Origin of the sequence: Serratia sp. Je.1.23.a (assembly GCF_051129805.1) — a bacterium.
Lineage (GTDB): Bacteria > Pseudomonadota > Gammaproteobacteria > Enterobacterales > Enterobacteriaceae > Serratia > Serratia liquefaciens.
Genome location: NZ_JBCPSR010000008.1, coordinates 59,801 through 73,766, shown reverse-complemented (window position 1 = coordinate 73,766; position 13,966 = coordinate 59,801). Strand labels below are relative to the sequence as shown.

The 13,966-nt window shown below is 57.2% G+C and carries 12 protein-coding genes; 6 read left to right on the top strand and 6 right to left on the bottom strand.

The window, feature by feature from the left end:
• The first annotated feature begins 60 nt into the window (after positions 1-60).
• The 5 genes from AAZT04_RS22490 (at position 61) to trpS (ending at position 4,605) form a co-directional block, all read left to right on the top strand.
• Positions 61-1,083, top strand: coding sequence for an SPOR domain-containing protein (locus AAZT04_RS22490; protein ID WP_046372481.1), 1,023 nt, complete (start codon positions 61-63; stop codon positions 1,081-1,083).
• A 277-nt stretch (positions 1,084-1,360) separates the two neighbouring features.
• Positions 1,361-2,173, top strand: a complete 813-nt coding sequence (dam, locus tag AAZT04_RS22485; protein ID WP_020837327.1) for an adenine-specific DNA-methyltransferase — start codon at positions 1,361-1,363, stop codon at positions 2,171-2,173.
• 56 nt (positions 2,174-2,229) lie between these two features.
• Positions 2,230-2,907, top strand: coding sequence for a ribulose-phosphate 3-epimerase (gene rpe / locus AAZT04_RS22480; protein WP_020837326.1), 678 nt, complete (start codon positions 2,230-2,232; stop codon positions 2,905-2,907).
• Entirely contained in the window at positions 2,900-3,598 is a 699-nt protein-coding gene (locus AAZT04_RS22475) for a phosphoglycolate phosphatase (RefSeq protein ID WP_046372482.1), read from the top strand. Before rpe ends, AAZT04_RS22475 begins: the two co-directional genes overlap by 8 nt.
• Positions 3,599-3,600: 2 nt before the next feature.
• Positions 3,601-4,605, top strand: a complete 1,005-nt coding sequence (gene trpS / locus AAZT04_RS22470) for a tryptophan--tRNA ligase (protein WP_020837324.1) — start codon at positions 3,601-3,603, stop codon at positions 4,603-4,605.
• A 50-nt stretch (positions 4,606-4,655) separates the two neighbouring features.
• Here the strand turns inward: trpS and cysG are convergent, their stop codons facing one another.
• From cysG to nirB, 4 genes are read right to left on the bottom strand one after another with little or no spacing between them, the layout of a single operon-like run.
• On the bottom strand, positions 4,656-6,059 hold the full coding sequence (gene cysG / locus AAZT04_RS22465; RefSeq protein WP_115060724.1) for a siroheme synthase CysG: 1,404 nt from the start codon (positions 6,057-6,059) through the stop codon (positions 4,656-4,658).
• Between the two features lie 49 nt (positions 6,060-6,108).
• The gene (nirC, locus tag AAZT04_RS22460; protein ID WP_261287318.1) at positions 6,109-6,909 is read right to left on the bottom strand and encodes a nitrite transporter NirC; all 801 of its coding nucleotides are present in this window, start codon (positions 6,907-6,909) and stop codon (positions 6,109-6,111) included.
• Positions 6,910-6,939: 30 nt separating this feature from the next.
• Positions 6,940-7,266 carry a nitrite reductase small subunit NirD gene (gene nirD, locus AAZT04_RS22455; protein ID WP_020837321.1) on the bottom strand — a complete coding sequence of 109 codons (327 nt, stop codon included), beginning with the start codon at positions 7,264-7,266 and terminating at the stop codon, positions 6,940-6,942.
• Positions 7,263-9,812: a nitrite reductase large subunit NirB gene (gene nirB / locus AAZT04_RS22450; RefSeq protein WP_434681829.1), complete on the bottom strand. Its 2,550-nt coding sequence runs from the start codon at positions 9,810-9,812 to the stop codon at positions 7,263-7,265. The genes nirD and nirB overlap by 4 nt, the downstream gene beginning before the upstream one ends.
• Before the next feature lie 303 nt (positions 9,813-10,115).
• Between nirB and AAZT04_RS22445 the strand changes: the two genes are divergently transcribed.
• Positions 10,116-11,384, top strand: a complete 1,269-nt coding sequence (locus AAZT04_RS22445) for a cytosine deaminase (protein ID WP_434681941.1) — start codon at positions 10,116-10,118, stop codon at positions 11,382-11,384.
• Between the two features lie 61 nt (positions 11,385-11,445).
• On the opposite strand, the gene tsgA is transcribed toward AAZT04_RS22445, so the two are convergent.
• Together tsgA and AAZT04_RS22435 are read right to left on the bottom strand one after the other, a co-directional pair.
• Entirely contained in the window at positions 11,446-12,630 is a 1,185-nt protein-coding gene (gene tsgA / locus AAZT04_RS22440; RefSeq protein ID WP_434681826.1) for an MFS transporter TsgA, read from the bottom strand.
• 316 nt (positions 12,631-12,946) lie between these two features.
• Positions 12,947-13,924: a LacI family DNA-binding transcriptional regulator gene (locus AAZT04_RS22435; protein ID WP_115061143.1), complete on the bottom strand. Its 978-nt coding sequence runs from the start codon at positions 13,922-13,924 to the stop codon at positions 12,947-12,949.
• Positions 13,925-13,966: the final 42 nt, after the last annotated feature.

Below are 13,966 nucleotides of genomic sequence, written 5' to 3'. Positions count from 1 at the left end.
CTGCCCGTGCCACGGTAGATCTACAGTGGTGGGCTTTTGCCTCTAGTTGGAGGGTTTCAGATGGATGAGTTTAAACCGGAAGACGATCTCAGACCTGATAGCAGCGATCGTCGTCCTGCACGTTCGCGCAAACCGGCTCCGGGACCGCGTTTTGCCGTTTCGCGTCAGCATTTAATGATTGGTATCGGTATTTTGGTGCTGTTATTGCTGATTGTCGGCATTGGCTCGGCGCTGAAAGCGCCAACCAAGCATGAAGCGGCCCAGGAAGGCGCGCAAAATGGCGCGGCCAAAGACATTAACCTGTCCGGTTCTTCGTCGCTGACGGCCGGTAATTCCGGCGTTCCGGGTGGTACTACCGACACCAATGACAATAACGGTGTGAGCAGCAGTTCGCAGCCGCAAACCGTCAGCGTTCCACCGATCGCCAGCACCCCGACGGAAGCGCAACCGCAGCCACAGCAAGGCGGCGCGCAGCAACGGGTCGATTTACCGGGCAATATGTCGGACGCGCTGTCGGCCCAGCAAGGGCAGGTTGATACCGCGGCGCAGGGCATGACAGGGCCGGCTTCGACCCTGCCGACGGCTCCTGCGACTCTGATGAACGGCGCAACGGCGAAAGAAACCGTACGCCCGGTTCAGGGAACGGCGCCACAGCAACACAAAACGCCGGCAAAAACAGCCAGCAAGCCGACGGCTACGACCTCGCAGCACAAAGCGCCAACCACGGTGTATACACCGGCGCCGACCTCTTCCGCCAAAGCGGGAGCGGCAAGTACCAAGGCGGGAGCCGTAAGCGGCAACGCGGGTTCGCTGCAATCTGCACCGGCAGGCCATTACACTCTGCAACTGAGCAGTGCCTCGCGTTCCGATACGCTCAATGCCTACGCCAAGCAGCAGAAACTGCAGCATTATCTGGTGTACGCAACCCAGCGTGACGGTAAACCTTGGTATGTGCTGGTGAGTGGCAACTATGCCTCTTCGGCAGAAGCGAAGCGCGCAATCGCGACGCTGCCAGCGGATGTTCAGGCGAAAAAACCATGGGTTCGACCTGTACGCCAGGTACAGCAAGATCTGAAAAAGTAACCCGGTAGATTTCAAGCTGCATTCAGTTGGCGAAGGCAGGGATTTCAGACATTTAGGGGCGCAGCATGCTGCGCCCATGTTAATCGGGGCACGCAATTTAGCCCGCGACAGATGACTGAAGTGGCCTGGAAACAGGCTGAACAACCGTGCGTGGCCAGCGATGCTGCGGCTTGAAGTATGAAGGGTATCAATCACTTAAATTTGTGCGCTGATGTGCTGTCTGAAACAGAGTACAATCCGCCGCTCTGAATTGTATAATAAGTAGCTAATTGACGGCATGAAGAAAAACCGCGCTTTTTTAAAATGGGCTGGTGGAAAATACCCGCTGGTGGACGAGATTCGTCGTCATCTGCCAGCAGGCGACTGCTTAATCGAGCCCTTCGTGGGTGCGGGTTCAGTCTTTCTGAACACGGAATACGATGCCTATATTCTCGCCGACATCAACAGCGATCTTATTAACCTGTATAACATCGTTAAGCTGCGTACGGATGACTTCGTGCGTGATGCCCGCCTTCTTTTCACCGATGAATTCAATAAGTCGGATCAGTTTTACCTGCTGCGCGAAGAGTTTAATACTAGTGCCGATCCTTATCGCCGCGCGCTGCTGTTTCTTTATCTGAACCGCCACTGTTATAACGGCCTGTGCCGATATAACCTGCGTGGCGAGTTCAACGTTCCCTTTGGACGTTACAAGAAACCGTACTTCCCCGAGGAAGAGCTGTACTGGTTCGCCGAAAAATCCCGCAACGCCACTTTTGTCTGCGAGCATTACCGGGATACCATGGCAAAAGCCGAGCGTGGTACCGTGGTGTATTGCGATCCGCCGTATGCGCCATTATCGGCTACGGCGAATTTTACCGCCTACCACACCAACAGCTTCAGCATGGCCGATCAACAAAGCCTGGCGTTGATGGCACATCAGCTTTCAGTAGAAAGCCAGGTGCCGGTATTGATTTCCAACCACGATACCGAACTGACGCGTGACTGGTATCAGCACGCCTCGCTGTTTGTTGTGAAAGCGCGTCGCACCATCAGCCGCAATATTCTCGGCCGCAGCAAAGTGAATGAACTTTTGGCGCTTTATCGTTAAACCGGGGTTACGCCCCGGCGTATAACAAATTCGAACCCTACGTTTGGAGATAGCGGATGAAAAAATTTTTGATTGCCCCGTCCATTTTGTCGGCAGATTTTGCTCGCCTCGGTGAAGACACAGCCAACGTGCTGGCCGCAGGTGCCGACGTAGTGCATTTCGACGTGATGGATAACCACTACGTTCCCAATCTGACCATCGGGCCGATGGTTTGTCAGGCGCTGCGTAACTACGGCATCACCGCACCGATTGACGTGCATCTGATGGTGAAGCCGGTAGACCGCATAGTGCCGGACTTCGCCGCAGCGGGTGCCAGTTACATCTCTTTCCATCCGGAAGCCTCCGAACACGTCGATCGCACCATTCAATTGATTAAAGAGCACGGCTGTAAAGCCGGCTTGGTATTCAACCCGGCGACGCCGCTGAGCTATCTCGATTACGTGATGGACAAAATCGACGTGATCCTGCTGATGTCGGTCAACCCTGGCTTTGGCGGCCAGTCGTTTATCCACGGCACTTTGGATAAGCTGCGCCAGGTGCGCAAGCTGATCGACGAAAGCGGTCGCGATATCCGTTTGGAAGTGGATGGCGGCGTGAAAGTCGACAACATCGCCGAAATCGCCGCAGCCGGTGCAGACATGTTTGTCGCCGGTTCAGCCATCTTCGGCAAGCCGGACTATCGCCGGGTGATTGATGATATGCGCAGCGAACTGGCGAAGGTGACGCATGGCTGATTTTAGTGCCATCCGCGCTCTGGCCTTTGATCTCGATGGCACGCTGGTAGACAGCGCGCCGGGATTGGCGGCCGCTATTGATATGGCGCTGGCGGAAATGGGTCTGCCGCAGGCCGGCGAAGACCGGGTCAGCACCTGGATTGGCAATGGCGCAGACGTGCTGGTACAACGCGCGCTGCGCTGGGCTGAGGTGGAAGCCACCCCGGAACACTGCCAACAACTGCGCGAACGTTTTGATCACTTCTATGCGCAAACCGTGGACAGCGGCAGCCGCCTGTTTCCGCAGGTGAAGGAAACGCTGGCCCAATTAGCTGCGCAAGGGTATCCCATGGCGCTGGTGACCAACAAGCCGACGCCGTTTGTCGCACCACTGTTGGCCGCATTGGGCATTCTCGATGACTTTTCGCTGATTATCGGCGGCGATGACGTGGTGGAAAAAAAACCGCACCCGGCACCGCTGTATCTGGTCCTCGGCAAGTTGGGTCTGCGCACCAACGAGTTGCTGTTTGTGGGCGATTCCCGCAACGATATTCAGGCGGCGCAGGCGGCTGGCTGCCCTAGCGCCGCGCTGACCTACGGTTATAACTACGGCGAGGCGATTGCCCTGAGCCATCCCGACCGCGTGTTGGAGCGCTTTGCCGATTTGTTGCCCGCTCTTGGGCTGTCATCTTTAGAGAATCAGGAAATTTAAACATGAGTAAGCCCATCGTATTTAGCGGCGCACAGCCGTCCGGTGAACTGACCATTGGCAACTACATGGGTGCCCTGCGTCAGTGGGAGAAAATGCAGGACGATTATGACTGCATCTACTGCATCGTTGATTTGCATGCGATCACCGTACGTCAGGACGCAGAAAAACTGCGCAAAGCTACGCTGGACACGCTGGCGCTGTATCTGGCCTGCGGCATCGATCCGCAAAAGAGCACCATCTTCGTACAGTCTCACGTGCCGGAGCATACGCAACTGAGCTGGGTGTTGAACTGCTATACCTATTTCGGCGAACTGAGCCGCATGACCCAGTTCAAAGACAAATCCGCACGCTATGCGGAAAACATCAACGCCGGCCTGTTCAGCTACCCGGTGCTGATGGCGGCAGATATCCTGCTGTACCAGACCAACCAGGTTCCGGTCGGTGAAGACCAGAAGCAACATCTGGAACTGAGCCGTGACATTGGTCAGCGTTTCAATGCGCTGTACGGTGACGTGTTCAAAGTTCCTGAGCCGTTTATTCCCAAGTCCGGCGCTCGCGTGATGTCGCTGCAAGAGCCGACCAAGAAAATGTCCAAGTCGGACGATAACCGCAACAACGTGATTGGCCTGCTGGAAGATCCGAAAGCGGTGAGCAAGAAAATCAAACGTGCGATGACCGACTCTGAAGAGCCGCCGGTAGTGCGTTACGACGTGGCGAACAAGGCAGGGGTATCAAACCTGCTGGATATTCTCGCCGGTGTGACCGGCAAGAGCATCGCTCAGTTGGAAGCCGAGTTTGAAGGGCAGATGTACGGCCACCTGAAAGGTGCGGTAGCCGAAGCGGTATCAGGCATGCTGGGTGAGCTGCAGGAGCGTTACCACCGTTTCCGCAATGACGAGGCCTTGCTGCAGCAGGTGATGCGTGACGGTGCGGCCAAGGCTCGTGCGCGCGCACAGGAAACGTTGGCCAAGGTTTACCAGGCAGTTGGCTTCGTGTCACCACAGTGATCCTCGCCATAAAAGAAAAGCGGCCATTGGCCGCTTTTTTTACGTCTGGATTAAGCCATTTGCGCCAGTGGCTGTGGTGATTCCTGGCTGGAGAACCAGTTCAGCTTGCTGCGCAGGCTCACCACGCTGCCGACGATGATTAAACTTGGGCTGGCAGCTCGCAAGGCCAGGGTTCCCAGCTGCTTCAGTTCCCCTTCGATCACCCTTTGACGACAAGAGGTGCCGTTTTCTACCAGCGCCACCGGGGTGGAGGCTGGCATACCGTGCGCGATCAGTTGGCGTTGGATCTCTGCCGCCTGCGTCAGGCCCATGTAAAACACCAACGTTTGCTGCCCGGCGGCCAGCGTTGACCAGTTTAACCCGCCATCGCGCTTGGCGTGCCCCGTCACCAGACGTACGCTTTGCGCATGGTCGCGATGGGTGAGGGGAATACCGCTGTAGGCTGAGCAACCGGAAGCAGCGGTAATGCCCGGCACCACCGAGAACGGAATATTGGCGTCGGCCAACGTTTCCAGCTCTTCACCGCCGCGGCCAAAGATGAATGGGTCACCGCCTTTCAGCCGTACTACGCGCTTACCTTGTTGCGCCTGCTCGAGCAGGATTTGGTTAATCTGATCTTGTGGCACGCAATGGTTGCCGGCACGTTTGCCGACGAAAATGCGCTCGGCATCGCGACGCACCAGCGTCATGACCTCATCGGAGACCAGGCGGTCATAAACCACCACGTCAGCCTGCTGGATCTGCTGCAGGCCTTTCAGGGTCAACAGGCCTGCGTCACCCGGTCCGGCACCCACCAGTACCACTTCACCGCATTGTTGCTGTTGATGGCTAAACAGCTCCTCGATCTGCCGATCCGCCAGCGGTTGGTCATCATTGGCCAAAGACTGCGCCAGGCGGTCGTGGGCAAACAGTTTTTCCCAAAAACGGCGGCGTGCGCCGATGTCAGAGAAGTGCTTTTTCACCCGTTGACGCAATGAACCGCCCAGTTGCGCCAGCTTGCCAAGGTGCTGAGGCAGCATGGCCTCCAGTTTTTCTCGCAACAGCCGCGCCAGCACCGGCGCTTTACCGCCGGAAGACACCGCGACCATAATCGGCGAGCGATCGATAATCGATGGCATGATAAAGCTGGCGCGCTTGGGATCATCCACGACGTTGCAGAACACCCGTTGCTGGTTGGCGCATTGATACACCAACGCGTTGACTTCCACTCGATCGGTGGCGGCGATTACCAGCCACTTTTCCGCCAGCAACGCCGCGCTGAACTCGCCTTCTGCCAGCGTGACGCGGCCAAGCGCGGCCCATTCGTGAAATTGCGGGCTGAAGCTGCAGGCGTTGACGGTTAACGCCGCGCCGGCATCCAGCAGCAAACGGGCTTTGCGTTCGGCAATCTCGCCGCCACCGACCAGCAGGCAGGCTTTGTGTTGCAGTTGGCAGAAAATCGGCAGGTAATCCATCGGCAATCCTCGGGGCAATCAGCAGTGGGGCGCAAAGCGCCCCGGAATATTATGCGGCTTGACGCGTTACGGCTTTTTCAGCCTGCGGCCGTTCGGCACGCGGTGTGGCGTACCAGTAGCCCAGGCCCATCAGCACCGAGCCGGACAGGATATTACCCAGCGTCACCCACAGCAGGTTATGGCCGATGCCACTCAGGGTATAGGCTTCGCTGTGATGGCCGAACCAGGACAGGGCGAACAGCGTCATATTGGCAACCGAGTGTTCATAGCCGGAAGCGATAAAGGCCAGCAGACACCACCAGATGGCGATGAACTTGGCGGCACCTTCCACGCGGATCGCCATCCAAATCGCCAGGCAGACCAGCCAGTTACACAGCACGCCCTTGAAGAACAGCACTTCCGCCGGTGCGGTGGTTTTTGCCAACGCCGCGGTGTGTACCAGACTGGTATCCACCGGCAACAGGCTGCCGCCGCCGTAATAGTACATCAACGCCACCAGCACCGAGCCCAACAGGTTGCCTAACCAGGTCTGCGGCAAGACCGCCCACATTTGGCTTTGGCGGATGGTGCCTGCCTTGACGCCGAGCGTCAGGAACATGGTGTGGCCGGTGAACAGTTCGGAACCGGCGATGATCACCAGCGTCAGCGCGATGCCGAAGGTGCCCCCCATCACCAGCGGACGCAGGGAGGGATCGACCAGATTGCCGAGGGTGAAGATCAAAATGATGCCGAGGCCGACGTAGGCCCCGGCCATTGCCGAGCTGATCCAAAAGCCCAGCGGGCTGTGTTTTGCCAGCCGGACGATGCGCGCCGCATTGGCGGCGCATTTGTTGATGGTATCGGTGAACATGCTGCTTCCCCTGAGGTTAAAGTAGAAATATCAGGCCGCGACCTGCACCATGCCGTCCAAAACCCGGCTGGCGAAATGCGCGACGGAGCGGCTGTCATCTTCCAGACAGTAACCGTCGTGCAGGCGGAAATGTTGTTTTTTTAACGGGCTCGCGACCCACAGCTCACCCTGATGTTCGGCGATCAGCCCGCGTGATAACACGCTGGCTTGGGCGAAGGGATCAATATTGCTGATGGCAAAGACCTGATCGTCGGCGTAGGGGCGGAAGATGGCCACCTGTTGGTCGCCAATCAGGGCACACACGCCGGTACCTGGCAGGATATCGCTGATAGGGCAAAGGGTTGTCCACTGGCTCATGCGTTGTTCTCCTCGGTTTCCAACAGGGTGACAGGAATGCGTTCATCCGGACGGGCCGGGCGGTGCTGCTCGCGTTCGGCGACCACCTGGACGTTCGGATCGCGCTGGCTACTGTTGATAAAGTGGGCGAAGCGGACCTGAGATTCGGGGTGCTCAACGGTTTCTTTCCACTCGCAGATCACCGCGTCGCGAAGGCGGGCGATTTCGGCTTCCAGTTGAGCGTTGATGCCCAGTTTGTCGTCAATGATCACTTTGCGCAGGTAATCGATGCCGCCTTCCAGGCTTTCCAGCCATACCGAGGTGCGCTGCAGCTTATCGGCGGTGCGGATATAGAACATCATAAAGCGATCGAGGTAGTGCTCCAGCGTTTCGCTGTCGAGGTCAGCCGCCAGCAGATCGGCATGGCGCGGTTTCATGCCGCCGTTGCCGCAGACGTACAGATTCCAGCCGTTTTCGGTCGCGATAATACCGACGTCCTTGCCCTGCGCCTCGGCGCATTCACGGGTGCAGCCGGAAACGCCAAACTTCATTTTGTGCGGGGTGCGAATGCCTTTATAGCGGTGTTCCAGCTTGACGCCAAACCCGACGCTGTCGCCGACGCCATAGCGGCACCAGGTGCTGCCGACGCAGGTTTTCGACATGCGCAGCGCCTTGGCGTAGGCGTGGCCGGTTTCAAAACCGGCGGCAATCAGTTTGCTCCAAATGGCCGGCAGGTCGTCTTTTTGCGCGCCGAACATGCCGATGCGCTGAGAGCCGGTCATCTTGGTGTACAGATTGTATTCCTTGGCGATCTGGCCGACCGCCATCAAACCGTCCGGCGTGATTTCACCGCCGGCGGAGCGTGGGATCACCGAATAAGTGCCGTCTTTCTGGATATTGCCGAGGAAGTTGTCGTTAGTATCCTGCAGCGGCGTATGTTGCGGTTTGAGCACGTACTCATTCCAGCAGGAGGCCAGCAGTGAGCCAACGGTAGGTTTACACACTTCGCAGCCGTAACCCTTGCCGTATTTGGCCAGCAGTTCGTCGAAGGATTTGATGCCTTCGACGCGGATCAGGTGGTAGAGCTCCTGGCGTGAATAAGCAAAGTGCTCGCACAGGTGATGGTTGACTTCGATGCCCTGTTTGGTCAGTTCGGCATTCAGCACCTGGGTGATCAGAGGAATACAGCCACCGCAGCCGGTACCGGCCTTGGTTTCAGACTTGATGGCGGCGACGGTGTGGCAGCCCATGCTGACCGCCTTGATGATATCGCCTTTGCTGACGTCGAAGCAGGAGCAGATTTGCGCGGTTTCCGGCAGCGACTCGACGCCAATCGCCGGCTTGCTGCCTGCGTGCGACGGCAGGATCAGACCGTCCGGGTTTTCCGGCAGTTCGATGGCGTTTAACGCCAGCTGCAGCAGGTTGCCGTAGTCGCTGGTGTCGCCCACCAGCACCGCGCCGAGCAGGATCTTGTTGTCTGCGCTGACGACGATGCGTTTATAAATTTCTTTGCTTTCATCCAGATAAACGTAGCTGCGCGCCCCTTCGGTGCGGCCATGGGCATCACCGATGCCGCCGACGTCTACACCCAGCAATTTCAGCTTGGCGCTCATGTCTGCGCCCAGGAAGGTGTTTTCGCGCCCCAGCAGATGGTCAGCCGTTACCTGTGCCATTTTATAGCCCGGTGCAACCAGGCCGAAGGTGCGATCGCGCCATGAGGCGCATTCGCCGATGGCGTAAACGTCCGGATCTGAAGTTTGGCAACTGTCGTTTATCACGATACCGCCCCGGCGTGCGGTGGCTAGCCCACACTGATGGGCCAGTTTGTCCTGGGCACGGATACCGGTGGAGAAGACGATAAAGTCGACTTCCAGTGCGGTGCCGTCGGCGAACTGCATGGTCTTGCGCGCCTGCTCCCCGCCGTTGACGATTTCCTGGGTATTTTTGCCGGTATGAACTTTGACGCCCATGCGTTCGATTTTACGACGTAGCTGATCGCCGCCCATCGGATCCAGCTGTTCTGCCATCAGCACCGGCGCAAACTCAATGACGTGGGTTTCTACGCCCAGGCTTTTCAGCGCGCCTGCGGCCTCCAGACCGAGCAGGCCGCCGCCGACTACGGCACCGCGTTTGCTGCGGCGTGCGCAGGCTTCGATGGCGTTGAGATCTTCAATGGTGCGGTAGACGAAACAGTCCTGGCTGTCTGAACCCTTGATCGGTGGGATCCACGGGTAAGAGCCGGTGGCCATGATCAGCTTGTCGTAGTACACCGTGCGGCCGGTGTTGGAGTGAATAACTTTTTCACTGCGGTTGATGGTGATGGCCCGCTCGCCGACCAGCACTTTTACGCCCTGTTTTTCGTAAAAGCCTTCGCGAACCAGCGAGAGCTCTTCGGCGGTGTGGTGGGAGAAATAAGAAGACAGGTGCACGCGGTCGTAGGCGATGCGCGGTTCTTCACAAAATACGGTGATGTCGAACTGGTCTTTGTCTGCTTTTTCCAACAGATCTTCGATAAACCGGTGGCCGACCATGCCGTTACCGATGACAGCAAGTTTGACTCTGCTCATTATTGCCTCAAAATTCTGATTTCCTAGCGTTACCTTATTCCTCCCTACGGGCAATTTATTGATGCAAATCAATCGCCCCTCCATATACCTCTTATGTGGTATATGGATGATTTTTATCGATATTTGATAAGTTGCGGTTTTTATTCACCTTTAGCTGAAACGAGCCAGTTAATGCGAATTCTACTTATTTGGGAGTAAGGGGTGGGGTAATAACCGCAAGGGCGCTTTGTCAGTCTGATCCGCTGCCAGTATGATGAATAAAACAGGCTGGAACAGCAGAGGTGAAGCGTGGCCAAGAGTCCATTGAAGTTTATCGATAACCTGCGTTTAAGCGGGCATGAAGGGCTGTGGCAACTGGCTATTGAACAGGGGCGCATCGCTCATATCGTGCCGCAGCCGGAAGGGCAGGAGTGGCGCAACGACGTGCTGGATGCGCAGGGCGGGCTGGCGCAGCCGGCATTTGTCGAGCCGCATATCCATCTGGATACCACCCAAACCGCCGGGCAACCGGCCTGGAACCAGTCAGGTACCCTGTTTGAAGGCATTGAACGCTGGGCGGAACGCAAGGCAATGCTGACCCATGAGGACGTCAAGCAACGCGCCTGGCAGACGCTGAAATGGCAGATCGCCAACGGCGTGCAGTACGTGCGTACCCATGTTGACGTCTCGGACCCGACCCTGACGGCGCTACGTGCGATGCTGGAAGTGAAGCAGGAAGTGGCCCCCTGGGTTACGCTGCAAATCGTCGCCTTCCCGCAGGAGGGCATCATGTCTTATCCCAACGGCGAAGCCCTGTTGGAAGAGGCGCTGCGGTTGGGAGCCGACGTGGTAGGGGCCATCCCGCACTTTGAATTCACCCGGGAATACGGCGTGGAGTCGCTGCACAAGGCGTTTGCTCTGGCGCAGAAATACGATCGGCTGGTGGATGTCCACTGCGATGAGATTGACGACGAACAGTCGCGATTTGTCGAGACCGTGGCGGCGCTGGCGCTGAAGCTGGACATGGGTGCCAGGGTGACCGCCAGCCATACCACGGCGATGCACTCTTACAATGGCGCTTATGCTTCACGGCTGTTCCGCCTGCTGAAAATGTCAGGCATCAACTTTGTTGCTAACCCGCTGGTGAATATCCACCTGCAGGGGCGCTTCGACAGCTACCCGAAGCGGCGCGGCATCACCCGGGTGAAAGAGATGCTGGAGGCGAATATCAACGTCTGCTTTGGTCATGACGATGTGTTCGACCCCTGGTATCCGCTGGGGACCGCCAACATGCTGCAGGTGCTGCATATGGGGCTGCATGTGTGCCAACTGATGGGATACGGCCAGATCGACGACGGGCTGAAACTGATCACCAGCCACAGTGCCCGGACGTTGAACCTGACCGATTACGGCCTGGCGGCAGGGAACAGTGCCAACCTGGTGATTCTGCCGGCGGAAAGCGGTTTTGACGCGGTGCGTCGACAGACGCCGGTGCGCTATTCGATACGGCAGGGGGCGGTGATTGCCGAGACTCAGCCAGCCGAAACCACGCTGTATCTGGCGCAGGATGAGAAGGTGGATTTCCGGCGTTAAGGCACCGGTTTCAGCATAAAAAAAGGGCGCCTTGGCGCCCTTTTTACATCACGTCGGCAGGTTAGTGCGTCACGTGACCGTGGCTGCGGTGCTTGGTCACGAAACCGAGCAGCAGACACATGACGAATACCGCCAGGTACAGGCCGTTAGCGGTAGTCAGCGCTGCATGCGCGCCGCCTTTCGCTACGATCGGGCCGGTGACCACGAAGGTCAGCATGGTGCCGATGGTGCCGCAGGTCAGGATGAAGTTAACCAGTTTCGGTGAAGAAACCTTGGTCTGCAGCGAGCCCAGAGTGATCAACGTGGTGTAGATCGCGCTGGAGACGAAGCCCAGAGCCATAATGTAGTAGCCCAGGTGTTCCGGATTGTCGGTGCTGACGAACATGTACATCGCACCGGTCGCCAAAGCGGCCAGAATGGTGACGATGCGCTGCAAATCGAAGAAGCGCAGAATAAAGCTGAACACCCACATGCCCACCATGTATGAGGTCCAGAAATCGCTCACCAGTTTACCGGCCTGGCTGATATCCATACCGAATGACTTGGTGGCGTATTCCGGCACCCACTGGATGAAACCAAGCTGGCCGAGGATGTAGCACAGTGCGGCGATCGACAGGAACAGCACGCCGATACCCCATTTTTCTTTTGCTACCGGCTGGCCAGCGTCGGCGCCTTTGTTGCCCAGCACCGGGAACTCGGAGAACAGGGTCAGCACAAAGATACCTACATACAGCAGGCCGATGCAGGCGTACACCCAGTACCAGCCGATCTGACGAGCCAGCAGCATTGCGGCAACAATCGGGAAGATCATCCCGGCCATGCTGAAGAAGGAGTCAGTGAACAGCAGGCGCGAACCGCGTTGGCGGCCGGCGTACATATGGGTGATCAAGAAGGTGCCTATCGACATGGTGATACCGCTGACCACGCCAAGGACGAACATGCACAACGAGAACATGGTCAGGCTGTTGCCGACCATCAACCCGGCGACAGCCAGCACCATCAGCACAAAGCCGAACATCAATTGACGTTTCAGCGGGATGATTTCCATCAGCCAGGCATTGAGGAAGATCGAAATCAAAATACCGGCGTTAAGAAAGGTAAAGGTATTGCTCATGCTGGAAACCGGCAGATTAAAGTACTCTGCAATGTTCCCCATCACCATCCCTGTGACGATAACTAAAGCACCGGTCAGCGCGTAAGAAAAATAGCTGATCCAGGTAAGCCGTAGACGGTTGCTGTCATTCATTATATAGGCCTGATTATGTCTGTTAGGATTATTCCCGTCGCCTTTCAAACCGCAGCGTTGTTACCTGCACTAACTCCCCCCAGTCACTTACCTAAGTAAGCTCCAGGGGATGAGTAAGTTGGGCGTCTAGCTGCAATTTGAAATTCATAGGGTATAACGCTGGATTAAGGCCGCTGGCTTTTCCTGGCAAAAGCAGAAAAAAGTCCCGATCAGGCCACCAGGGAGCGGATCCTAGCACAGACAACGGGAGTTTTTGTGATGGCTGTCGATTTTTTGATGCAATGAATGAGCGGTAGTGAAATATTTTTGTGATCTGTTAGCTCACCGTCACGATGGAATCTCGACTGATGACGATCGGTGAGAAGCTGACCTCAGGCGTGGTCGGATCAATCAGCCGCCTTGCTGCGTATTGCGCCATTTCAGTAATCGGGAAATGTACGCTGGTCAGCGCCGGTCGAACGAAAGGTGCACGTTCGCCGCTGTCGTAACAGATCAGCGAGATATCTTGCGGAACCCGTAGGCGATGTTCGTTGATTGCCAGCAGCGCGCCGATGGCCATTTCTTCGTTGCAGCAATAGATAGCGGTAGGCGTGGTTTTCATTTGCAACAGCAGATCGGCGCAGCGATAGCCGCTTTCCAAATCGTACAGCCCTTCGACGCAGGCAACCGGTTTGATGTGCGCTGCCTGCATTGCCTGTTCAAATCCCTGCAGTCGCAAGTGGCTGGAGGGGCGATCGCGGGGGCCGCTGATGCAGGCGATATGTCGGTGGCCGGCATCAATCAACTGTTGGGTCGCCATGCGGCTGGCGCGCGGATGATCGAAAGTGACGCAGCGGTCTTCCAGACCAGGCACCAGACGATCGAGCAGGATAAAAGGGCGTTGCTCTGTTGCCAACTGACGCAGTTGGTCGTCGCTGAGGAAGCGGACATGGAGGATCACACCGTCGCAACGCAGACTGAACAGCCGTTGAATCGCCTGCCATTCGTTTTCGGCGCTGTTGCGGCCCTGGGTCACCAGTAACTGTTTGCCATGAGATTCAGCTTCGGTTTGCACGAAGTCCATCAGCGCGCCGAAGAAACCGCCGCGATATGAGGTCGTGACCAGCCCGAGGGTATTGCTGTGGCTGGAGGCCAGTGCGCGTGCTGCAGGGTTGGGGGTGTAACCTAGCTGGGCCACCGCGCGTTCCACTTTCTCGCGGGTCTGCCCTTTAACGTTGGTGTCGCCATTCACTACGCGGGACACGGTGGCGCGGGACACGCCCGCCAAGGCTGCGACATCTTCCAGTGTCACCATCATCCGACTCCTGATTACGACAAAAATGGGGTCGACGTATCG